16 protein-coding genes are annotated in these 26,075 nt (G+C 40.1%); 10 read left to right on the top strand and 6 right to left on the bottom strand.

Annotated elements, in window-relative coordinates; genetic code table 11:
• Positions 1-118: 118 nt before the first annotated feature.
• The 6 genes from QZL88_RS16155 to QZL88_RS16130 all read right to left on the bottom strand — a co-directional run bounded on the left by QZL88_RS16155 (position 119) and on the right by QZL88_RS16130 (position 9,759).
• Complete coding sequence (locus QZL88_RS16155) at positions 119-1,606, bottom strand: altronate dehydratase family protein (RefSeq protein ID WP_296942804.1); 1,488 nt, start codon at positions 1,604-1,606, stop codon at positions 119-121.
• 61 nt (positions 1,607-1,667) lie between these two features.
• A complete protein-coding gene (locus QZL88_RS16150; RefSeq protein ID WP_296942802.1) occupies positions 1,668-2,087 on the bottom strand; it encodes an HIT family protein in 420 nt (139 codons plus the stop codon).
• Positions 2,088-2,125: 38 nt separating this feature from the next.
• The gene (locus QZL88_RS16145; protein ID WP_296942800.1) at positions 2,126-2,488 is read right to left on the bottom strand and encodes a nuclear transport factor 2 family protein; all 363 of its coding nucleotides are present in this window, start codon (positions 2,486-2,488) and stop codon (positions 2,126-2,128) included.
• A 13-nt stretch (positions 2,489-2,501) separates the two neighbouring features.
• On the bottom strand, positions 2,502-3,944 hold the full coding sequence (locus QZL88_RS16140) for a tagaturonate reductase (protein ID WP_296942798.1): 1,443 nt from the start codon (positions 3,942-3,944) through the stop codon (positions 2,502-2,504).
• 26 nt (positions 3,945-3,970) lie between these two features.
• The gene (locus QZL88_RS16135; RefSeq protein WP_296942796.1) at positions 3,971-5,194 is read right to left on the bottom strand and encodes a DUF4861 family protein; all 1,224 of its coding nucleotides are present in this window, start codon (positions 5,192-5,194) and stop codon (positions 3,971-3,973) included.
• Positions 5,195-5,337: 143 nt separating this feature from the next.
• Positions 5,338-9,759, bottom strand: a complete 4,422-nt coding sequence (locus tag QZL88_RS16130; RefSeq protein ID WP_296942794.1) for a hybrid sensor histidine kinase/response regulator transcription factor — start codon at positions 9,757-9,759, stop codon at positions 5,338-5,340.
• Between the two features lie 390 nt (positions 9,760-10,149).
• Between QZL88_RS16130 and QZL88_RS16125 the strand changes: the two genes are divergently transcribed.
• From QZL88_RS16125 to QZL88_RS16080, 10 genes are all read left to right on the top strand, one after another.
• Positions 10,150-13,359 (top strand): TonB-dependent receptor, encoded by a 3,210-nt coding sequence (locus tag QZL88_RS16125; RefSeq protein ID WP_296942791.1) that lies wholly within the window; start codon positions 10,150-10,152, stop codon positions 13,357-13,359.
• Between the two features lie 21 nt (positions 13,360-13,380).
• Complete coding sequence (locus QZL88_RS16120) at positions 13,381-15,159, top strand: RagB/SusD family nutrient uptake outer membrane protein (RefSeq protein ID WP_296942790.1); 1,779 nt, start codon at positions 13,381-13,383, stop codon at positions 15,157-15,159.
• 26 nt (positions 15,160-15,185) lie between these two features.
• Positions 15,186-16,739, top strand: a complete 1,554-nt coding sequence (locus QZL88_RS16115; RefSeq protein ID WP_296942788.1) for a DUF5123 domain-containing protein — start codon at positions 15,186-15,188, stop codon at positions 16,737-16,739.
• 208 nt (positions 16,740-16,947) lie between these two features.
• Entirely contained in the window at positions 16,948-18,564 is a 1,617-nt protein-coding gene (locus tag QZL88_RS16110) for a glycoside hydrolase family 28 protein (protein WP_296945110.1), read from the top strand.
• Positions 18,565-18,573: 9 nt separating this feature from the next.
• Positions 18,574-19,740 (top strand): glycoside hydrolase family 88 protein, encoded by a 1,167-nt coding sequence (locus QZL88_RS16105; protein ID WP_296942786.1) that lies wholly within the window; start codon positions 18,574-18,576, stop codon positions 19,738-19,740.
• A gap of 8 nt (positions 19,741-19,748) precedes the next feature.
• On the top strand, positions 19,749-21,122 hold the full coding sequence (locus QZL88_RS16100; RefSeq protein ID WP_296942784.1) for a pectate lyase: 1,374 nt from the start codon (positions 19,749-19,751) through the stop codon (positions 21,120-21,122).
• Positions 21,123-21,131: 9 nt separating this feature from the next.
• Positions 21,132-22,082: a pectinesterase family protein gene (locus tag QZL88_RS16095; RefSeq protein WP_296942782.1), complete on the top strand. Its 951-nt coding sequence runs from the start codon at positions 21,132-21,134 to the stop codon at positions 22,080-22,082.
• 12 nt (positions 22,083-22,094) lie between these two features.
• Positions 22,095-23,645 carry a glycoside hydrolase family 28 protein gene (locus tag QZL88_RS16090; RefSeq protein WP_296942780.1) on the top strand — a complete coding sequence of 517 codons (1,551 nt, stop codon included), beginning with the start codon at positions 22,095-22,097 and terminating at the stop codon, positions 23,643-23,645.
• Positions 23,646-23,652: 7 nt separating this feature from the next.
• Positions 23,653-24,432: a rhamnogalacturonan acetylesterase gene (locus tag QZL88_RS16085; RefSeq protein ID WP_296942777.1), complete on the top strand. Its 780-nt coding sequence runs from the start codon at positions 23,653-23,655 to the stop codon at positions 24,430-24,432.
• A complete protein-coding gene (locus QZL88_RS16080) occupies positions 24,432-26,063 on the top strand; it encodes a glycoside hydrolase 43 family protein (RefSeq protein WP_296942775.1) in 1,632 nt (543 codons plus the stop codon). Before QZL88_RS16085 ends, QZL88_RS16080 begins: the two co-directional genes overlap by 1 nt.
• Positions 26,064-26,075 lie beyond the last annotated feature (12 nt).

Raw genomic sequence — 26,075 nt, 5'->3', positions numbered from 1 at the left:
AACGTTATTTTTAAGGGTTCTCACAGAAAAGGCTTTAGCCATATACCTGTACAGGTCAGACTAAAGCCTTTCTATCTATTGGTTCTTTGACATCTTGTTTAGAAGCTGTTTAAAGATTTCACAGCGTCACACCTGACTTAAATATGGCTATCTCCTTAAAGCCGGTCTCCTCATGTTTCAGGTGCTTGCCATCACAGACTTCGACCGTAAAGTTGATGAAATCATTCAGTACGGTTTCCATACTCTTTCCTTCGAGTAAAGCTCCGGCATTGAAGTCTATCCAGTTCTGCTTGAAATTATACAACTTGCTGTTGGTAGATATTTTCATTGTAGGGACAAAAGCTCCGAATGGAGTACCGCGACCTGTTGTAAACAGTACTATCTGACAACCGGACATAGCTAGTGCCGATGCAGCAACAAGGTCGTTACCCGGTGCATTAAGCAGGTTAAGGCCATGTTTTACTACCGGCTGGCCATAATCCAGCACATCCACAACTTCTGAGTTGCCACCCTTTTGGGTACAACCCAACGATTTATCCTCTAGGGTAGTAATACCCCCAGCTTTATTACCCGGTGAGGGATTTTCGTATATAGGTTGATCGAACTTACGGAAGTAATGCTTGAAGTTATTGATTAACAATACTGTATCATCAAAGACTTTTTTTGTCTCGGCACGGTTCATCAGGATAGTTTCGGCTCCGAACATTTCGGGCACTTCGGTAAGGATGCTTGTCCCTCCCTGTGCTATCAGCCAGTCGGAGAACTGCCCTACCAACGGATTGGCTGTAATGCCGGAAAAGCCGTCGCTACCACCACACTTCAGTCCTACTTTCAATTTCGATAATGGAAGCGGTTCGCGTTTGTCGTTACGCATATTCTCTACCAGTTCCTTCATCAGCTGAAAGCCTGTTTCAATTTCATCCTGTACTTCTTGTGCGATAAGAAATTTAACCCGCTTATCATCCCATTCTCCCATTACCTTCTTGAAGTCCTTCTGTTGATTGTTTTCACAACCAAGACTCATTACCAGTACACCTCCTGCATTAGGATGTTTGGCCAGTGCCGCTAATGCTTTCTGGGTATTTACATGATCGTCCCCAAGCTGGGAACAACCATAGTTATGGGTATATACACGTATATCGTCTATATGGGAAACATCGAGTTCGCTTTTTATACGGTTGATGATAGCCTGTGCCTGTCCGTTGACACAACCTACGGTAGGAACTATCCACAGTTCGTTGCGGATACCCATTTCGCCATTGTAGCGCAGATAACCGTTTATAGTAAGGTTACTCTTCTTTATATCCAGTTTCGGATGAACCGGGACATAAGTGTATTGGAGATCATCATGCAAATTGGTCTTCACATTCTGGGTATGTACATGCTCTCCGATATGAATATCAGTTGTAGCATGTCCTATCGGATAACCGTATTTGATAACGTCTTCGTTTTCTTTTATCTCGTCTATCGCAAATTTATGGCCTGTAGGGATAGCATTCCTGATGGTGACTTTTTTGCCTTCTATATCCAGAATGTCTCCTTCGTTCAGGTCTTCTATTGCCACACAGACATTGTCTGTAGGGGCTATTTTAAGATATTTGTTCATTTTAGTTTTCTCCTTTTTTTTCTATTGATAGTTGACATCTTTCCTGTTAAAGCCTGTCGTTTTACATCAACTTGCTCCTGATAGATGCCAGTATGTCCATATATTCTTCATCCGATAAATAAGCCTTCTGCGGATTCATCGTAAAAGTAGAACCAAAATCCGGGCCATCGGTATATTTAGGCACTAAGTGCATATGTAGGTGCGGCAATTTGTCAGAGTAAGCGCCGTAATTAATTTTAGCAGGGGAGAATATATCTTTCAATGCCTTTGCTACTTTATTGACATCCTGCATATATGACAAAAGTGCATTATCGTCCAGTTCGTATAACTCCTTTGCATGACCTTCGTAAGCAACAATACAGCGTCCCAGATAGGTTTGCTCCCTGAAAAGGTATACGGTAGATACATTCAGTTTGCAAATTTCAATCATCAGGTCGTGTTGTGTCTGATTCTTATTGCAGTATAAACAATCGTTATTCATAATCGTTTCTAATTTTTACTATATTTCAGGAATCTGCACTATTTAATACCTACACTTGCTGCCCCAATAACCTTCCAGCTTTCTCCAAACTTTTTCCATACGCGGAGAAACCTTATTTTGTCTTCCACTTCATGGTTCATAAACAGGCCTTTGAGGTAAACCACTGTAGAAACAATGGCTGTATCATCAAACAATTCTATTTCCTGTTCGAGAGACTCTACGGTTTCTATTACAGGATTGGCAGACCTGAAGTCTTCAAAATCCATCTCTTTATTCAGAAGCTTTCCGTAAGCGTTGTTATAAATCAGCTTATCATGCATAATTTCCTCCAGCGTTTTTAAATCCGAAGACCTAAAAGCCTGCAGAAACTTTTCTTCACATTGGATTATTTCTTGTTTCATTGTTATTTCTTTTTCAAGCCATTACCTCTTTCAATGCTGTCAACATACCTTTATTCAATATCGATTCCACATCCTTAGATACTTCATCGATAAACTGAGGTACTTCCGAGAAGTTTTCCTTCCACATCTCTTTATTGTTCACAATGCCTCTCACCCAGCCTTTGATATCATTCTTATTGTATGTTTTCTGTATAAACTCGATAAATTCAGGGGTATCATTCGGTGTGAAGTTCTTTGCCGCTGATTGTCCTGTGTAAAGCACCAGTAAAGCGGCAAAAGAGAAAGTAGTCAGTTTTGCATCCTTATCCAGTTTCTTACAGCAGTCATATACCGTAGGGTAATCGCGTGTCTCCCATTTTGAGATGGAATTTAAAGAAATATCTTTCAGGTAATGTTTCAGATACGGATTATAGAAGCGTTCTAGAATTTTAGCGGCAAAGGCTTTCAGTTCTTTCGGATCTTCATCTATACATGGCAATACTTCTTCGGCCACCATCTTATTGATGTACTTTTCTACTTCGGGTGTATTGAATGCATCCATTACCGTTTCGCAGCCAAGCTGGAGGGCCACAGGGACCATAGCGGTATGCGAGCCGTTAAGGATGCGTACTTTCTTGGCACGGAAAGCCTTGATATCGTCCATAAAGAGAACATTCAAACCGGCTTTATCTAATGGGAATTTCTCCTTAATGACACTATCGCCACCTATAGCCCAAACATGAAAATATTCACCTTTGACTACCAGATTATCATCAAACCCGATCTCAGCTTTGATCTCATTGATATTTTCACGCGGGAATCCCGGCACAATACGGTCTACTAAAGTATCATAGAAATGACAAGATGTATTTACCCAGTCAATAAAGCCCGCTTCCAGATTATTGTGTATTGCATGTTTTAGTACATATTCGCGAAGTGTGGAGCCATTATCTTCGATCAGTTCGCAGCAGATAATAAGAAGACCTTTATCTTTTGCTCCATTATATTTCTGATAGCGTTTGTGTAATAATGCTGTCATCTTTGCAGGGAATGATTTCGGTGGCAGTGCATTCAGGTCATCACCCTCTTCGTAGCGGATACCCGCCTCTGTAGTATTGGAAATTATCATCTCGAGTCCTTCGCTCAGAAACAGTTTTTCGTATTCCGCATACTGATTGTAAGGATTCATAATATCCATGATGCTTTTTACCAAAGCAACTTCTTTCACAGGCTTTTTGTCTTTTATACCCTCAAGGTAAACGTGGTACATACTATCCTGATCCCGGAACATCTTTACCATATTTTCACCACCGCCTATCGGTTGTACGGCAATGATACCGTGATTCATTACTCCTGCGTTGTTTGCCTTGTCGATCATCCAGTCTACAAAGGCCCGAAGGAAATTACCTTCGCCGAATTGAAGTATTTTTACAGGTAAATCTTTTTTCTCTACTGTTGTTTTATTAAGTTGTTTCATGATATAAGTTTTTATTGTAGTTGACTTTAATTCTTCATAGTATATGTTATCGGATTATTCAAGCGAGCCAGTACTTCATCTATACATTTCATAAAATCGTCTTTGGTTACAACCGGTTCCTTATCCAGCTCCCATGTAGGCATAAAATAATATTCCACATAGCCATCCTCCGGTTCAAGGACCAATACATGATTCAGTTCATCGCTTGTTATCTCCTTAATTTGCCGTGTGTGCGCAAACACAACAAGGCCCTGCATATCGTTATTCAGGCTTTGCTTACCAAAAGTAGCTATGTAAGACCATTTACGGTCCTTACTATTGCTAACGATAAGTTCCGCTTCTTTTATTTTTATAATCCCTGTAGCAATATTAATCTTTTTATCCACAAGCAACTCCATACGTGAAGCGCGGCTACCTGCATCAATGGATATCAGCGAAGTAAGATCACATTTTATACCATTCGCATCCCATCCGTAATAAATTGTTTTTACTTGCGACCGTATTTTACCATCAGCAGGAATAAAACAGGTCATACTATCTTTCTTTTCTACACGGACAGCTTTTTGTCCGTTCCAGACAGCGATAGTTCCAATTCCCAGAGCAGTTCCTACTTTCATATTATCCATTCCCCAGTCTGCCATATTGTGATAGTTATCAAAACCATCAACACCCACAGCAGGAAGGACGATATCGGAAGTCTTTTTTCCAAATACGTCTATTGCATTGCGATTATCCAAATAGAACCGGAAAGCAACTTTATCGCTCTCCCAACCCGGACCCTCGTATTTGATATAATAAGAATGATCTCTGAATGTTCCGGGGAGGCTGATATAGTTGGGCTTCACCCATGAGTAACCACCTACATATTTATGACCTTCGAATTGTCCGCCTATTTTATGCGATAGTTCAGCATAGCTACGTTTGGGGTAAGCATCAGCTGTACCCGGTCTTAATGAAATCAGAATTTCACTATTAGCCTCTATTTTATCAACAGGCAGTATTGCCAGCTGCCTTCCTTTTGCATCCGTAATTATTTCAACGGGAACATCCGTATTATTTATAGTCGCCATGTAATTACCTAAGGAGAGATTAAGTTCATTCGCCGGGATCTCCAAGGTATAATCAACAACTGCTTGTCCCGAATTATTTTTTACAGAAATGCTTTGTGCCGACAAGAAAACGTTTATCTGTAAGAACAAAAACAGACAAATAAAAAATGACTTTTTATACATAATAGAATAATTGTTCATTGGTCTTTTTTTAAGGTTAGAGTGACTGGAAAAATTGCATAAAAGTAAACATTATTCTGCACCTATAGCAAATATAGGAGTAACGAATCAAATATAAAGGGGTATTTTTGACTTAATTAGTTTCACCCCGTATATTTACATTATTATGAACGATTTTTCAGGTTCTTATACTCGCTTGGAGTCATCCCGTAAACGTTTTTGAAACATTGCGAAAAGTATTTTGTGTCTGATATGCCTATCATAAACGAAACTTCTTTTATTGTATATTGCTGCGTTTCTATCAACTTAGCTGCATGCTTTATTTTTATATCACGGATAAATTCGATAGGCGAAAGTCCGGTCAGGCTTTTCAATTTCTTAAAGAATACTGTCCGGCTCATAGCAATAGCATTTGCAAGATCATCCACCACAAAATCACTGTTATCGATATTCCCTTCCACCACTTCTTTTATCTTCCTGATAAATGCTTCGTCCTGAGGAGTAATCTTGTGTCCCGATTCTTCTTCTTTGTCCGGTTCGGTAACATCCAAAATCCTGCCCGCAGAATAAACATCGTAAAGGCGCTTACGCTGGCGAATGATATTTTCGATTCTGGCACGCAGGTATTTTACACTGAATGGTTTGGTGATATAATCATCGGCACCGTAATCGAGACTATCCAGTTTAGTTTCCATATCGGTCTTTGCTGTAAGCAGGATAACTGGAATATGACTTATTTCGGTCGTAGAACGTATCTTTTGTAAGAGTTCGGTACCATCCATCTCCGGCATCATAATATCACTTACTATAAAATCCGGAACATTTGCCACAGCCTTATCATAGCCGTCTTTCCCATCCGCAGCATCCAATACATTATAATGAGGCTCCAATATAGAAACAATAAAGCGTCTCAAATCGGAATCATCTTCTACGACCAGTATAGTCTCTTTCGGATTTTCTTTCTCTATCCCTCCATCGGGTTTTTCGGGCATAATTTCTCCTGCAGCTTTTTCTTTGGCAACATCGGATTCATGTTTTTCAGCAACAACATCTTTTGTAACAAAAGTAAAAGAAACATTTGCATCATCTTTCAAATGTTCAATCCCTGTAGGAAAGAAAACGGTAAAGACGGAGCCTTCATTCTCTTCGCTATCTACTACAATCTTAGCATGATGCTTGTCTGCCACTTCTTTAACAATGGACAGGCCGATACCTGTACTCGGTTTATTTTTATCCTTATTAAAGGACGCAAAACGGGTAAACAGTTTATTCAGTACATCCTTAGTCATCCCCCCTCCCTCATCTTTCACCTGGATGGCAACAGTATTATCTTTTTTATTACTAAAGACATTGACTTCTATCGTTTTATCATCAGATGTATATTTAAAGGCATTGGACAACAAATTAAATATTAGCTTTTCTACATTATCACGGTCTATCCAGATTCTTTCATCTCCGGCCCAGTTATTAAATTCCAGCCTTATATTCTGATATTCGGCCGTCTTTGAGAAATTATTACAAATATCAGATACATAATCCCCAAACTGTGTCTCCTGAATATTGAGCTTCATTTTCTGTATTTTTCTGAAGTCCAATATCTGATTCACCATACGCAACATCCTGTTGGAGTTCTTTAATACCAGTTGCAATTGTGATTTTATTTCGCCCGGAGTACCTTCATTCTCTATTATATTCTCCACCGGAGATACAATCATAGTTAACGGAGTACGTATTTCATGTGAAATATCGGTAAAGAATCGGGTCTTCATTTCGGTTTCTTCGTGCTCCAGCTTCACTTTGTCCCGCAAACGGTAAAACACAAACAGAGTGCGCAATATAGCGTACAGAACTGCAATGATGAGAATAACATACAGGAGATATGCCCAGCCTGTCTGCCAGAAAGACGGCGTTATTTCTATATTTAATACATGCTCATTATCCATCCATATACCGTCGCTATTTGTTGATCTCACCCGAAAAACATAATTTCCCGGTGACAAATTCGTATAATTGGCTATGCGTTGTTTGGAAGTAATGATCCAATCCTGATCAAAACCTTCCAGTTTGTAAGCATAATTGATCCTTCTGGGTTCTATATAGTCGAGAGCGACAAACTCAATATTGATAAAATTTTGTTTGTGATTCAACTTTATATAATCCAAGTCATCGATATTCGCTTTCAGAGGAGAATCTTCTCCGATAGGAACATCTTTATTGGCAATCTGGAATTTAGTTAATGCAACATACGGAGTAAATGTGCTTTTATTAATATTCTCCGGATCGACAGACAGTACACCCTTCGAATAACCGACATATACGATTCCCGACTGAGCGGTACACCTTGCTCCTTCCGAAAAATTCTGTCCTTCTATCTGTCTGTTTATCTCACTATAGGTTTCGAACGATTTTCTTTCCGGATCGAACTTGGTGACATTACCCTCCGATGTAACCCAAAGATTCCCTTTCTTATCTTCTGTAAGAGTCAATACGACATCTGAGGGAAGCCCGTCTTTGGTTGTGTATGATAAGAATTTGGAAGGAAAACCATTTTCATCTACAGCCTTAATCTCATTTACACCGCCACCGAAAGTTGCGAAATAAGTTTCCCCTTTCCGGGTCGTATAAATATCGTAGACGTCGTTTTCGCTAATGCTTTCATTATCCTCTGGTATCCGTGTATAGAACTTATAATCGATAGTATTTACCGATCCGAAATCAGATGAAAACATAATAAGTCCCAATGTTGTGCCCACACATATATTACCGTATTTATCGGCACTCATTGCCCTGACCTGTGAACCATACTGAAACGGATAATCCTTAAGGTCGTTCCTATGATTCAGGAAGTGATTTTTTCCTTCATCCAATAAGTTAAGTCCGCCACCGTACGTTCCGACCCAGATTCGCATCTTATTATCCTGAAATATAGCATATACACTGTTGTTGCTCAGGCTGTATATATTATCATCGGAATGTTTGTATTGCGTTATTTTGTATGTATTATTTACCGGGGTAAGTTTGTATACGCCCTCGCCCTTTGTTCCTATCCAGATATTCTTAGCAGCATCTTCCATCATACAGTATGTCACACCTTCCAGAGGCTTACCATATTCTATCTTTCCGTTGCTGCATATATATCCCTGTTGTGCTAATGACTGGTCATAGACAAATATTTTCCCTCCCTTTGTAGATACCCACAAATTCCGGTTACTATCCTCAAAAACACTGCGAATGTCATTATTTATAGTCGAATGAATGTTGGGATCAACTACAATTGTCTTAAATACTTCATCATTAAATATTACTTTATCCAATCCGTGAGAACGCGTACTCAGCCAAAGGTTTCCCTGCTTGTCGGAAAAAGCGGTATGCATCATATTCGAAAATCTCCAGGTTGGAGAATAGGGCTCATTAAAGAACGGGATCAGTCCATCTTTTTGGGAATCGTAACTAGAGAAACCTCCTCCCCGGGGGTGTACCCATAAACGGTTTTCTATATCCTCGAAAATAAAAAAATTAGAAGGGAATACATTCGACACAACGCTTTCTATTTTCATCCGGAAGTGCTTCATAATCCCCGTTTCCAGGCTAAATTTAGAAACTCCTGCCTGATCTGATTCAATCCATATATTCTTCAACCGGTCAATGTAACATGATATTATATGATTAGTAGGCATCCCTGCCAAAGTCGATGTATCATACTTCTTTAAATCCTTAGATGTACGGTCATAAATAAAGAAACCGTCGCTCCTTGTAGCAATCAGTATTTGATTATTATCAATATTCCGGATATGACTAACATATGAATCGGTTTCGGTCTGTAATAAATCGGATTGTCCATTTCCCTTATTGTAAATCCATATTTTTCCGTTATCAGAGCCAAACCATATCCTGCCCTCCAGCTCCATTACAGAATAAAAATTCTGAGCGGGTTTGGATTCTATATAAGCTTTATCCGAAAAAAAACTGGTTATCTTATTATCTTTAGACAAGAGATAGAGCCCGTTATCGGTAAGTATCCAGCTATTCAGGTCTGTATCTTCATATACTTCATATATTTTATTGCTGTTCAATTTGCCATTTTCCTTATTAAAAGTCTCTATAGCAAATGTTGAATCGGTAACACAAACACAGCCCATGTTATCAGACAACAGCCAGACCTTACCCGATTGCATTGTTTCTATCTTGGTAGCGATAAAAGTAAGATTTTCATATCCTTTGACCGACCTTATTCCCATAAAAGTTTCGGTATGGGGGTCGAATCGGTGAGGCTCCCGGTCATAGGGGAGCGTCCATATATACCCGTATTTGTCTTCGTATATATTATCTATGCGATTACTGCGCATATGATATTTATCCCCCTGCTGAATCCTGTATGTATAGAAATTGTACCCATCGAAACGACAAAGCCCATTCCATGTAGAAAACCACATAAAACCTTTTTTATCCTGTACAATACTCATTATGGTATGCTGCGGTAATCCGTCTTCAGGCCCGTAATGTTCAAAAAAACATTTTTGCTGCCCGGTAGCAGATATATAGACTACCAGAATAAACAAAAAACAATAGAAACGATTCAAAATCATGGTACTAAAAGGTTTTGTACAAATATAGTAAAAACTGAGAAGCGAGTCGAATTTATTCGAACTTGCATGAGGCGCATCCTGTATTCTGTAAATACAATCAGGTTTAAATAAAATGCTGTAAGATAATGGATCTAGTCAATTCATCCCCCTTAAAAAAATATTTTAACACCCCTACGCATCAAAAATGATACATACATTGCATTCGAAATCTAATAACATTTATTAAATAAAAAACAAAACATTTATTAATGACTAAAAACATATAAACTATCTATTACCGTAAAGAAAAGTATAACTAAATTTAAAAAGAAAAATCTAAACTGACAAAACGAACCTCGTCCTTTAGGATAAATTTATTAAAAGAAATACAAATCATAAATCTAAACAACCATGCGAAAGACAATCAAAAGAATTTTGTCTCTTATTTGTATCTCAATGTTTCTGGTATGCGGACAAAACGTATACGCCCAGCAACGTGAGATAAAAGGTACTGTTACCGATACTCAGGGTGAACCTCTGGTGGGTGTTACAGTTTCAATCAAAGGTACAACCAAAGGTACAATGACTGATATCGATGGCAAGTACACTCTTTCTGTCGGTAATACTGACAAAACCCTTTCAGCATCATACATTGGTATGAAACCGAGCGAAAAACCGATTACCGGAAATGTAATTGATTTTGTAATGGAAGACCTTAGTTCCGAACTAGACGAAGTAGTCGTTATCGGTTACGGAACGGTTAAAAGAAAAGACCTGACCGGTTCGGTTTCTTCCGTTAAGGGTGATGCTATCCAGGCCGTTCCCGTAGCAAATGTAACAGAAGCTATTACAGGTAAACTTGCCGGCGTACAGATAACAACAACAGAAGGTTCACCCGATGCCGAAATGAAGATTCGTGTTCGTGGCGGTGGTTCCATTACAGGAGATAATAGTCCGCTGTTTATTGTAGACGGATTCCCTGTACAATCAATCAGTGATATTGCCCCATCCGATATAGAATCTATCGATGTACTGAAAGATGCTTCTTCTACTGCAATCTATGGATCGCGTGGAGCTAATGGAGTTATATTGGTTACTACAAAATCGGGTAAAGAAGGTAAAGTAAATATATCATACAACGCTTATTATAGCTGGAAAAAAATAGCCAAAACATTAGATGTACTTTCTCCAAAAGATTATGCGACATGGCAATATGAACTGGCAACGCTAAAAGATAAGAAGAAGATGGATACATATACCGATTATTTCGGTAATTATGAAGATATCGATCTGTATAACAATATCCCCAATAACGACTGGCAAGATCTTACATTCGGCCGTACAGGACATACATTCAACCATAGTCTGAGTATTACCGGAGGTTCTGACAAAGTCCGCTATGCTTTCAGCTATTCTCATATGAATGATAAAGCGATCATGGAAGATTCCAGTTTCAAACGCGATAATTTCAGTCTGAAATTGAATACAAATCCGGTAAAAAGAGTTACCCTCGATTTATCTATCCGCTATTCGGATACAGATATCAATGGTGGTGGAGCAAATGATGTAGACAGCAAGTACGACTCTGATAAGCGATTAAAGTACTCGGTACTTTATACACCGATACCACTATCTAATCTGACAGCCGAGGCTGGTAGTGCCGATGACGACTTAGGAAATCTTTACCACCCATTGACTGCAATCTCAGACAATGCTCGTATGAAAGAGCGCAAGACTCTGAATATGACAGGAAGTGCAGGCTGGGAAGTATTTGATAACTTCACCGCTAGAGCTGAATTAGGCCTAGATGATTACAGAAACAATGACAAACGCTATTGGGGCCTGACCACATATTATATCAAGAACGTTCCGTCATCTTCAAACCAGGGAAAACCGGCAATACAACTGGAAAACACTTCTCGTAAAACATTCCGTAGTACCAATACACTGAATTATGATTTTAAGAAGCTATTAGGCGACAATCATCATTTGACAGCAATGGCCGGCCACGAATATATTATCGAAAAAACAAATATTCAGACCAATGTTGTACACGGATTTCCTAAAACATTTACAGCTGACGAAGCATGGAAATATTCTACAGAGGGTGATGCCAATTCTATAGAAAATTACTACAGACCGGATGATAAGCTATTATCATTTTTCGGTCGTGTAAATTACGATTTTCAAAGCAGATATCTGTTTAGCGCTACTTTCCGCGCCGATGGTTCTTCCAAATTCGGCGAAGGTAACAAATGGGGATATTTTCCTTCTGCGGCATTGGCTTGGCGTGTATCATCAGAATCTTTTATGGAAAATACAAAAACGTGGTTGGACGACCTGAAATTGCGTATTAGCTACGGTACAGCAGGTAACAATAATATTCCTTCAGGAAACATTGTACAGATGTACGAATCTAAAACTACCGAATGGATTAACGGTTTTGGTAACTATTGGGCACCATCCAAATACATGGCCAATCCTGACCTGAAATGGGAAACAACAATTACCCGAAATCTGGGGATAGACTATACATTACTAGGAGGTAAGCTTAACGGTACACTTGAAGGATATATAAATACTACAGACGATCTATTGATTGAGTTCCCTATATCAGGTACAGGATACGATTACCAATACAGAAACATGGGTAAAACTCAGAACTCAGGATTTGAAGCTACAATTAATTGGATAGCTATTGATAAAAAAGATTTTGGTTTGAGTTTCAGTGCAAATATCGGATTTAATAAGAACAAAATTAAATCGCTTGGTATAATGAATGACTTTGGAGCTTCTACCGAATGGGCTTCTACCGAAATCGGATATGACTACTGGATTGCTACAGGTGGAGCTGTCGGAAAAATGTACGGATACCGCTCTGACGGCAGATACGAAGTAAGTGACTTTACCGGCTATAATTCAACAACAGAAAAATGGGAAATAGATAAGAGCGTTGCACCGGATGCATCAGGTGTTGTAGGAACAGTACGTCCGGGAACAATGAAGTTGAAAGACCTGAACGGAGACGGCATAATAGACGTAAACGACCGTGAGATTATCGGAGACGCCAACCCTACCCATACAGGAGGCTTCAGTATCAGTGGACGCTTATATGGCTTTGACCTTACAGCAAACTTCAACTGGAGTGTAGGAAACGATATTTACAATGCCAATAAAATAGAATTCACCGAAACCGGTAAATACCAATACCGTAATATGACTACGGAAATGGCCGGAGGAAGCCGCTGGACAAACCTACGTCCCGACGGAACAATATCGAACGACGGTGCAGAATTGACTGAAATGAACAAAAACACCTCAATGTGGTCTCCATACACCGACCGTATGGTATTCAGCGATTGGGCTGTGGAAGATGGATCTTTCCTTCGCCTCAACACACTGACTCTGGGCTATACATTCCCTAGATCCATTATGGGCAAAGCCAAGATACAGAACCTTCGGCTTTATGCTACTGCTTATAATGTATTCTGTATAACAAATTATTCAGGTTATGATCCTGAAGTTTCTACAATACGCAAGACAAATCTGACTCCGGGCGTAGACTACTCTGCATACCCAAAAAGCCGCCAGTTTGTTTTCGGTGTTAACTTAAATTTCTAAACTGATAAAATAGGATAAGTAATGAAAAAATTTATATATAAATCAATATTGGCTTTGTCTCTGATGGGTGTCATGACTGCCTGCGATCTTGAATCGGACCCTAAATCAGCTGCCGAACCGGAATCCGTTTTCACCATATACGGACTCGCAGAAAAAGCAGTGATGGGAATACACCAGTCGTTCGGAGAGACGAATTCATATCGTGGACGGTTCCTTCCTTATTACGGAATCAATTCGGATGTGGAGTGGATCAACAACATGGATGCGACCAAGATCGCAACAGATCCCAAATATACGCTTACAGGATATGCCCCTACACCTACAAATACGGAGATGAACACAGCGAATAACGCCTGGGCCAAATTTTATGAAGGTATCGAACGTGCAAATATGTGTATAGACGGTCTGCGTACTCACGGAAATGTAGAAAATGATGTAGATATGGCACACCTGCTCGGCGAAGCCCTCACCCTAAGAGCAGTTATTTATCTCGATTTAGTAAAAGGATGGGGAGATGTTCCTGCCCGCTTCGAGCCTATTACTACAGAAACTGTATATGTACCAAGATCCGATAGGGATGTGATCTATAAACGCCTCCTTGCCGACCTCAAAGAAGCTGAATCTATGGTTGCCTGGCCAAATGAATCGACTCAAACAATGACTACCGAACGGGTAAATAAGGCGTTTATAAAAGGACTAAGGGCACGCATTGCATTATATGCAGGAGGATATAGCCAGCGTACCGATGGAGTACGTCTTAGTAATGATCCGGAATTGAGCAGGGCTGAAATGTATAAAATCGCCAAAGAGGAATGTGTCGCAATCATTACTAAGGGTTCCAACAAGTTAGGATCTTTTGAAAGCAACTTCAGAAATCTTTGTCAGGATGTGGTGACCGCCGGAGCCGAGTCTCTATGGGAAATACCATTTGCTGACGGACGTGGACGTGTTCTTTATACCTTTGGTGTACAACATCAATCGGAAGACCAATATACAAAACAGGCTAAAGGTGGTGTAAACGGTCCTCTACCTTATCTGTTCTATGATTATGACGTAGAAGATGTACGCCGGGATATCACCTGCGTACCTTATGAGTGGTCGAAAGATACCAGAAGTAAACAACAACTGCGTACGCTTAAATCGTGGTGTTTCGGGAAACTTCGTTACGAATGGATGAAACGTATAGTTACATCAACCAATGACGATGGTGTAAACTGGCAATATATGCGTTTGGCCGATGTCTATCTGATGGCAGCAGAAGCTATCAATGAATTGGAAGGTCCGGGAAATGCAGCTGATTACCTGCAACCGATTCTCGACCGTGCATTACCGACTGAAAAGGTTGCTGCATATATGACTACTGCAACAGCCAGTAAAACTGCATTCTTCAATGCAATTATGGACCAGCGGGCTTTGGAATTTGCAGGAGAGAGTTTAAGAAAGGCCGACCTAATACGTTGGAATAAACTGAAAGACAAATTGGATGAGGCCAAAGCTAAAATGTCGCAACTGGCAAGACGCGAAGGCCCTTATGCAAATCTTCCTGAAAAACTTTATTATAAAACAGCTGCAGATAGTGAAACATTAATTGTCTATGGCCTGAATTACGGAGAAACTGATGTAGAAGGACAAGCTCTTGCTGATAACGAAGGATATGAAAGTGTAATCTGGATAAAAGAGGATAAACTTACCGATGCATTAATTAATGCATTATATCAAAAAGATCCTAATACAAGTCAATACTGGCCTATTTGGCAAACATTTATTGACAATAGTAACGGAACACTGACAAACAATTAATATTCAACAACATCAATATACAAATTATGAATAAGTTGAAAAACCTTATATATTTAATGGGATTATCATTTCTGATGATCTTACCAAGTTGTTCGGATCAGGATGACGAAATAACGAACATTAATTATGACCGTCTGTTTTCTCCAACCGAGTTGAAGCTACAAATCGCTAACAGAACGAGTATCGTAGTAATGTGGAATGCAGTAAAGGATGCAGACAGCTATGTTATCGAAGTATTTAATGGTAGCTCTAATTTCGAGGGAACACCCATCCTGACCTTTAAGGATATTGTTAAAAATGGGACTCTTACCGATCCTTTCATGATACAGGGATTGGATGGAGAGGCTGATTATTCGGTACAAATTAAGGCTGTAGGAACCTCCATTCCGGATTCAAAATGGGCGAGTGGCACTATAAAAACCAATCCGGAACAAATTTTCCTTCCTATCGATCCGGAAGAATTGTTAGCTACAAAAGTAACTCTTCGTTGGCCTGCGGGTCAGGAAGTGACTGAAATTATCCTCACTCCGGGAGATATCACACATCCTATTACTGCTGATGAAAAAGCAGCAGGCGCGGCAACTATAACAGAGCTTACAGGTAAAACGGATTATACGGCAACGTTAAAAAATGGAGTTAAAACGCGTGGAACACTCGCTTTTACAACTAAAATAGATCTAGGTGATGCAACTGGCGTTTATCCGGAAGATGATCTAAAAGCAATTCTGGACGAAGCTGAAGACGGAGATGAATTTGTACTTTTCCCGGGAACATACAACTTAGGGGCATACGAAGTTACAAAGTCTCTCAAGATAAGCGGTTATGAATCAAATGACCAGCAGATCATCTATGGTCAGATTACTTGTGGATCAGCTATTGATGTATTGGAATTAAGGTCTCTCACATTCAGAGGAGATGGAGATGCTGTTATGTTAGGACAATTCTTTAATCTATTGTCGGGTTGTGATATAAAAAATCTCTCGATTATCGATTGTGATATAAGTAATTACTTAAATCAATTAATATACAATAATGTAGCTGGCTCAATTGGTAATTTTACCATCTCTAATAGCCTTATCCACCATATTGAAGGTAGTGGAGGTGATGGAATTGATTTCCGTGGAGGAACATTAGGCTCTATGAAAGTAGAAAATACTACATTCTACAACGGATTCCGTACATTTGTGCGCATGCAAGCCAAAGCTGGGGCGATTTCATTTACAAACTGTACATTCTACAAAATATCTAATTTAGATAACAGTAACAACCATGGTTTATTCAGAATAGCAGATGGCAGTACGTTCCAGGTAAGCAATTGCTTATTTAATGAAACCGGAGTATCGACCCCTACAAATGTTGCCTCAGGAAATTGGTGTAGACAAGCCAGCAATATGAAAGCAACAGCATCTTACAACAATAATATTTATTACAACTGTCCGAATCTGTGGGTAGGTCTATATACCAATCCGTCGCAATGTTCGGCAAGTGAAGCAGACCCTCAGTTCAAAGACCCTGCAAATGGAGACTTTACCGTACAAAGCATTGTGGTAAATGCGGGAGACCCTCGCTGGCTTCCATAAACTATATAAAATTATTGCAGGGTCTCCGATACCCTGCAATAATTTAAATAAATGCTCAAAATATTCAAAGAAAAACTGAAGATTTCCCCATCTTCTGTACTTTACCGGGAATAATCGATATTTTCCGGAAAGATTTGAACAGATCAAAAACTTGCAAATTGTAATACTCTAAACAATGAGAAAAATGAAAACAATCCACTACCTTACCATGCTATTTTTGTATCTCTTGACACAGAATGGATATGCACAGGGAAATGGATACAAATATGAATATCTTTATAAAAAACTTCCATTCGAGATGCCGGTCATTCAACGTCCGATATTCCCGGACAATAAGGTATCGATTACCGACTTTGGCGGAATACCCGATGGGATTAGCTTAAATACAGCCGCATTCGCAAAAGCAATGGACGCCCTGTCGAATAATGGGGGCGGAACTCTGCTCGTACCTTCCGGAGTATGGTATACAGGTCCCATTGTTTTCAAATCAAATATAAATCTACATTTAGAAAAAGGTGCTTTAATATTGTTCTCTGCCGATTTCTCTTTGTACCCACTTGTCAACACGGTATTTGAAGGACTGGACACACGCCGTTGCCAATCGCCTATATCAGGGCGTAACCTTGAAAATATAGCTATAACCGGAGAAGGATCCATTAATGGTTCCGGTGAAGCGTGGCGACCTCTGAAAAAGAGTAAAGTAACAGAAATCCATTGGAAAAAAGTAATTAACTCCGGGGGAGTAGTCAAAGATGGTAATTACTGGTTCCCATCAGCAGGCTCTCTGAAAGGACTTGAAATAAGTGACATGAATGTTCCCCGTCGTGATTTGACCGAGGCCGAATGGATGGAGATCAAAGACTTTCTCCGCCCGGTAATGGTGAGCTTCATAGAGTGCAAAAACGTATTACTGGAAGACGTATTATTCGAGAATTCTCCAAGCTGGAACATACACCCTCTAATGTGCGAGAATGTCATTTTAGACAATGTAATGGTACGCAATCCGGGATATGCCCAAAATGGAGATGGGCTGGATCTGGAGTCATGCAAAAATTCGATTATAGTAAATAGTATTTTTGATGTTGGTGACGATGCTATCTGTATAAAATCGGGAAAAGATGAAGATGGTCGCCGACGCAACCGACCTACCGAAAACGTATTGATAGATAACTGCAAAGTATTCCAGGGACATGGAGGATTTGTTGTAGGCAGTGAAATGTCGGGTAGCGTCAGGAATATATCGGTATCCAACTGTCAGTTTCTGGGCACAGACGTAGGTCTGAGATTCAAAAGTTGCAGAGGCCGTGGTGGTGTAGTGGAAAATATTTATATTAGAGACATAAATATGTTTGACATTGCAACCGAGTCGTTCCTGTTCGATCTTTATTATGGTGGCAAATCGGCAGTAGAGTCGCTTGAAGATGGTGATACCATACCTGTTACATCTACTATTCCTGCTGTAGACGAAACAACTCCTGCATTCAAAAATATTTATGTAAAAAATCTTATATCGCGAAATGCGCGCCGGGCCATGTATTTTAACGGCCTGCCGGAAATGAAAATTGAAAATATAAATGTGGAAGATGTTACTATCACTTCAATAATCGGTGCAGAGCTTGTAGAATCGAAAGGCATTCACTTCAGGAATGTGAAAATCAACCCGAAAGAAGGAGCTGCATTGATTCTGAAAAACGTAGAAAATGTACACATATCCGGATTTGAATATCCGCTGACATTGAAAGAGGTAGTAAATATCAGCGGAAGCAATAAAGATATACATTTACCAAAAACGATAGATAAAACTCTTATCAACGAAACAAAATAAAAGGATGGTATGAAGGCTAAACTACTTATATCTTTATTGTCTATAGCTTCCATATTCGCAATGGAAGCTCAGACAAAATATTATGTCCGTCTGACGGATTCGGAAATCAAACGAAACCCCGAATCGTGGATGCTCGACTTTGTCAAAGCTCCCAAATGGAACTATTGTCATGGATTGGAACTGCAAGCCATATTCCAAACATGGCAAAAAACTTTCGATCAAACATATTACGACTATGTATATAGTTTTGCCGACCTCATGATAGAACCTGATGGACAAATCAAGACCTACAAACCTCTGGAATACAATATAGACCGGGTAAATTCCGGTAAATTTCTCTTCCCTATGTATGCGCTTACCAAACAGGAGCGTTTCAGAAAAGCTCTTGATCTGATGCGAGACCAGATGCGGACACATCCGCGTACTGCCGACGGCAGTTTCTGGCATAAGAAAATATACCCCCATCAGGTATGGCTGGACGGACTGTATATGGCAGGACCCTTTCTGGCAGAATATGCTAAAACTTTTAATGAACTCGAATTGTTTGACGATGTTGTTGTTCAAATACTGGATGTACATAAATACATGTATGATGCCAAAACCGGTCTTTATTATCATGGCTGGGATGAAAGCAGGGAGCAACGATGGGCTGACAAAAAAACAGGACTGTCTCCTAATTTCTGGTCGAGAAGTATCGGCTGGTACATGATGGCAATAGTAGATGTACTTGATTACCTCCCTGAAAACCATGAAAAGCGTGGCGATATAATCAAATTACTGCAAGACTTGTCATCCGCTATCGAAAAATACAGGGATGAAAAGACCGGAATGTGGTATCAGGTAACCGACCAGATGGGGCGCAAAGGTAACTATATAGAATCGAGTGCATCGGCTATGTTTATCTATACATGGGTGAAAGGCGCACAGAAAGGATATCTGGATAATAGTTATTTCGAAAAAGGGGAAGTTGCCTATGACCAGTTTGTAAAAAGGTTTATAAAGGATAACGGAGACGGTACTATTTCACTCACAGATGGTTGTAGTGTTGCCGGACTTGGCGGAGAAAAAAACTATCGCGACGGAAGCTACGAATACTATATAAATGAACCCGTAAGGGATAACGACCCTAAAGCTGTAGGGCCATTTATTATGCTTAGTATCTTACTCAATAAATAAACTTTTGAATGAAAATATTATTATTGTATCTAACCGGAATATTATGCACCATATCATTAATTTCTCAAACACCCGCATTCCCTGGTGCAGAAGGTGGAGGTATGTATACATCAGGAGGCAGGGGAGGCAAAGTATATTACGTTAACTCTCTTGAAGATACAATAACGGGTAATAAAAAAACTCAGGAAGGTACACTTCGCTGGTGCTTGAAAAGGCCGGGGGCAAAAACAATCCTTTTCAAAGTCGCAGGTATTATCCATTTAAAATCGAAGCTGCAAATATCCGACAGCACCACTATCGCGGGACAGAGCGCACCCGGTGACGGTATCTGTATTGCAGATTATCCGGTAAGAGTAGAAGGTAATAATATTATAATACGCTATATCCGCTTCCGGCTTGGTGACTTACAAAAAGTACAAGATGATGCACTGTATGGCTTCCGCAACAAGGATATTATCATAGACCACTGTTCTATGAGTTGGAGTACGGATGAATGCTCATCTTTTTATGACAACGAGAATTTCACCATGCAATGGTGTATCATCTCCGAAAGTTTGCGGGGGTCGGTTCATCAGAAAGGAAGTCATGGCTATGGAGCAATATGGGGCGGAAAAAAAGCATCGTATCATCACAATCTGCTGGCACATCACGACAGCCGCAATCCGCGTATGTGCGGAAGCCGTTACAGTAACCAGCCTGAGCTGGAACTGGTAGATTTCAGGAATAATGTAATATATAACTGGGGAAGTAACAGCGGATATGCAGGAGAAGGCGGCAGGTATAATTTTGCCAACAACTACTATAAACCCTCTCCTACGTCCTCAAATCCTGACCGGATATTCTCTCCCAATGCCGATGACGGAACAAATAAGCAGACTAAAGGTACGTGGGGAAAATTTTTCATTGACGGTAATTATTTCCCTGAAAGTAAAAAAGTATCCAGAAACAATCTGATAGGCTTACAGCCCAACCCGTCATCTAAGGATATTAAGGATATCGTGGTAGACAAACCCTTCGATGTACCATATATATCAACTGATAATGCCAAGGATGCTTACAAAAAAGTATTGGCAAATGCCGGAGCAAGTTACAAACGCGATAAAACAGATGCTAGAATTGTGAACGAAACTGCCAGAGGACTAACTCCTGTCAGGGCCTCAGGGAACGTTGGAACCAAACCTGGCCTGATCGATTCACAAAATGATGTGGGCGGATGGGAAACATATACCTATGATCCGGCAACCGTGCCCGTGGATTTAAACATAGATGGCATTCCTGACGGGTGGTTGGAGAAATATCATCCGGGCAAATTGGCAAACGATATAAATGGAGAAGGATATACCTATCTTGAAGTTTACTTGAATAGCCTTTTAATAAAATAAAGAATAAGAATGAAAAATATAATTCTAACCTGTTTATTATTATTTTCCACGGGCTTTTATGCTCAGGAGAAAACCGAAATAACCGTCGACCGCAACGGAAACGGTGATTTCAGGAACATACAGGAAGCAATTAATTCTGTCCGCACAGCCGATCCCAGAGGGATAATAACCATATTTATAAAGAACGGAGTGTATAAAGAGAAATTAATCATACCTCCGCATATCACCAATATACGCTTGATCGGAGAAGACAAAGATAAAACCGTTATCAATCATGACGATCATGCCAATATTAACAAGATGGGTACTTTCAAAACATATACTTTCCTTCTGAGTGGAAATGATATCACTTTAGAAAACCTCACAATAGAAAACTCTTCCGCAGAACTCGGACAGGCTGTCGCCCTGCACATCGAAGGTGACCGTGTTGTACTCCGCAATTGCCGTCTGATCGGCCATCAGGATACGCTGTATGCGGGTAGAGATGGAGCAAGGCAATATTTCGAGAATTGTTATATAGAAGGTACTACCGATTTCATTTTCGGCCCATCCACTGCCTGGTTCGAAGGATGTACTATCCATTGCAAAAAGAACTCTTATATAACAGCTGCCAATACCCCTGAAAATATCAAATACGGATATATATTCAACAATTGCAACATAACAGTAGCCAAAGAGGTAGATGCAATGTATCTGGGACGCCCGTGGCGCGCATACTCCATGACATTGTTTATGAACTGTACATTGCCGAAAGGTATCAAAGCCGAAGGCTGGGACAACTGGCGCAATGCCGACAATGAAAAAACAGCCCGCTATATGGAATACAACAACAAAGGCGAGGGAGCAAATACATCAGCCCGTGTAAAATGGGCTAAAATTTTATCTTCCGGCGAAGCTAAAGAATACACAATAGCAAATGTATTGAGCGGCTGCGACAACTGGAATCCTTCAAATCAATAAACATATATCTCAATGAAAAGATTGATTTTATTTACTATACTAACGTGGGCATTCTTATCCTCTTATGCAAGAATATATAATATACAGGACCTGGGGGCAGATAATACCGGCCGGCAAGCATGCACTGAATTAATCAATCTGACTATAAAAAAAGCCGCAGCAGAAGGTGGCGGCACTATTTATTTCCCGGCAGGAAACTACCTTACGGCGGCTATACATTTGCAGAGCAATATTACAATAGAACTGGAATCGGGTGCTACATTGTCATTTTCCGATAAATTCGAAGATTATCTGCCCTTCGTGAAAGTTCGCTGGGAGGGTGTCTTTATGCAAAGCCTGTCCCCTTTATTCTACGCTAAAAATGCTGAAAACATTGCAATAAAAGGGCGAGGTAAGATAGATGGACAGGGACATAAATGGTGGGCCGAATCGAGACGCATTATACAGGAAATAAAAGATAATGGCAAAACATTATCGACAAACGACCTGCAACAGAAATGGCTGGATGCTAACAACGGTGTTAATGTATATCCTTATTATGAAAAAACATTGGAACGTAAGTTTTTCCGCCCGCCATTCATTCAGTTCCTTGAATGTAAAAATATACTGATAGAAGGAATCACAATCGTAAATTCCCCATTCTGGACGATTAATCCTATTGGTTGTGACGATGTTGTAATAACCGGAGTAACAATAAATAATCCATCAGGCAATCCCAAAGGACACAATACTGACGGTATCAACCCCTCTTCATGCCGTAATGTTCGCATATCCGATTGCTTTATCAGTGTAGGAGATGATTGTATAACAATCAAGTCAGGACGTGATGAAGATGGCCGTAATTACGGACGCCCGTGTGAAAACCTGACAATAACGAATTGCATCATGTTAGCAGGGCACGGCGGAGTTGTTATCGGGAGTGAAATGTCGGGAGGTGTAAAAAAAGTTACAATATCCAACTGTGTTTTTGATGGTACAGATGCCGGAGTCCGGCTCAAATCTTCAAGAGGACGCGGCGGTATTGTCGAAGAGATAAGAGTCGACAACATTGTAATGAATAACATTCAGAAGAATGCATTTATCTTCGATCTGTTCTATGATAAAGGATCGAAAGATGAACCGGTTAGTGAACGCACACCTGTCTTCAGGAATATCCATCTTAGCAATATTACAGGAAGTAACATCAAAAAAGTTGGTTATATAACCGGAATAAACGAGATGCCGGTTAATGAAATTTCATTCTCTAATATAAATATGACTGCTACGGAGGGATTCACTGCAAAAACAGCCACAAATATACAATTCCAGAATGTAGATCTGGCTGTAACCAAAGGTGCATCATACTCATTCACAGAATGTAAAAATATAGTCCTTGACAACGTAAGATCGAAAGCTCCTTTGAGCGGACAAGCCATTATAGAACTACATAACACAGATAACATACTTATCAACAACTGTTTTCAAATAGCGTCTGCTGATCTATTCTGTAAATCGAAAGCAAGCAATATTATCTGGGGCAATAACTTTTTAGGTAATGTAAAGACTCAAAAAATTGAAGAATAATTTAACCATGAATAAAATATTTATACTTCTGACAATTACCTTGTGCCTGTTAAGCCTACCGTCCAATGCACAGAAACGTATTTTTATGATCGGTGACTCGACTATGGCTGATAAGGTTTTATTCAAAACAGTACCCGACAGCATATCGGGCGATTCCATTTGTGAACCTTTTCCGGAGAAGGGATGGGGGCAACTTTTGCCTACCTTTTTCAATAATAATATTGAGATAAAGAATTATGCAAAGAACGGTCGTAGTTCACGCTCTTTTATTGCAGAAGGACTTTGGCAACAAGTTATTGATAATATTAGTGAAGGTGATTATCTCATTATACAATTCGGGCATAATGACGCTTCTATCGAAAAGAAAGACCGTTATACAACTCCGGAAGAATATGTGAGGAACTTTACCCTATTTGTGGAGGAAGCCAAAGCTAAAGGTGCAAAGCCCATCATATGTACTTCGGTAGTAAGACGGCGGTTCGAAAAGAATGGAACATTTCAGGATTCGCATGGTGAATATCTCGATCTGGCTCGTGGTGTAGCTAAGAATGAAAAAATACCCATGATAGATATGTATGAAAAGAGCAAAGTATTGGTCACCGGCCTGGGAGATGAAGATTCCAAGCCATTATTCCTACACCTGAAACCGGGAGAAAACAGAAACTTCCCGAAAGGCAATACTGACAATACACACTTCAACGAAAAAGGAGCCACAGCAATGGCAGCCTTGTTTGTGGAAGGACTTAAAGAACAAAACATAGAGGATTTAGTAGAAGAATTGAAGTAATGAATATAATAAAGAAAACGATTATTGTTTTTTTGTTTTGTATCATACCTCTTGGCATCCCGGCGCAAGATTATGTATCTAAAGTATGGGTATCGGATTTAGGAAATGGCAACTATAAGAATCCCGTTTTATATGCCGATTACTCCGACCCTGATGCTTGTCGTGTAGGAGATGATTATTATATGACCGCATCCAGTTTCAACTGCATACCGGGACTACCTATACTGCATTCCAAAGATTTAGTAAACTGGACAATTATCGGTTATGCCATTGACCGGATGCCTGAAAACGCTTCATTCGGAGAAGGTGTCAATCATGGCGGTAGTGTGTGGGCACCGGCTATACGCTTCCACAACGGAGAATTCTATATCTACTATGGCGACCCCGATTTAGGTATATTTATGACCAAAGCTAAAGACCCTGCCGGAGAATGGGAACCAGTGACACTGGTAAAAGAAGGCAAAGGACTTATAGACTCCTGTCCGCTGTTCGATGATGATGGCAATGTTTATCTGGCTCATGGCTATGCAGGCAGTAGAGCTGGGATCAAAAGTCTATTAGCTGTTACACGCCTGACTTCCGATGGTAAAAAAGCCGTAGGCGAATCGAAGATAATATACGATGGACACGATATAGACCCTACGATAGAAGGTCCCAAGTTCTATAAAAGAAATGGCTATTATTACATATTCGCACCTGCGGGAGGTGTTGCTACCGGATGGCAATTAGCCATGCGTTCGAGAGATATATTCGGACCATACGAACGAAAGATAGTTATGGAACAGGGTGAAACTGTAATAAACGGTCCTCATCAGGGAGCATGGGTAGATACGCAGACTGGAGAAGACTGGTTTCTTCACTTTCAGGATGTAGGTGCCTTGGGACGTGTCATGCATTTGCAGCCGATGATATGGAAAAATGGCTGGCCTATAATTGGCGAAGACAGAGACGGTGACAGCTGCGGCAATCCGGTACTGACATATAAGAAGCCGAATGTAGGAAAGACATATCCGATAGTCACTCCTGTAGAAAGTGATGAATTCATTACGAATGAATTAGGTTTGCAATGGCAATGGCATGCCAATCCTTTGTCGTGGTGGTACTTCACCAATCAGGAAAAAGGTTATCTGAGCCTGTATTCGGTTCCCGTGGCTGACGATTATAAGAACCTGTGGGATGTGCCGAACTTACTACTTCAGAAAATACCTGCGCCTGCTTTCACCACAACTATGAAACTTACATTCAAGCCGGATGCGCGCTTCTACGGTGAACGTACAGGACTGGTAGTAATGGGAATAGACTATGCCTTACTTTCTTTCGAAAATACGAAAGACGGATTCCGATTGTCGCAGAATGAATGCATTAATGCTGAAAAAGGTAGTACAGAATCTATAAATGAATCGGTCACTTTAAAAGATGGAACTATCTTCCTCCGGGTTAAATTATCCCGGGACGGAACCAGTTCGTTCAGCTATAGCACCGATGATAAGAAATATACCAGGTTAGGCAAAGACTTTAAAGCCAAAGAAGGAAAATGGATAGGAGCCAAAATAGGTACGTTTTGCACCCGTCCTATCCAGAAAAACGATGGCGGAAGGGTAGATATAGATTGGTTCAGGGTTACTGAGTAATACTTTCAGTTT

It is taken from the genome of uncultured Dysgonomonas sp., from assembly GCF_900079725.1.
In the GTDB taxonomy this organism is placed as follows: domain Bacteria; phylum Bacteroidota; class Bacteroidia; order Bacteroidales; family Dysgonomonadaceae; genus Dysgonomonas.
Note: the sequence above shows the minus strand (reverse complement) of the source record. Positions and strands in the feature narration are given on the sequence as shown.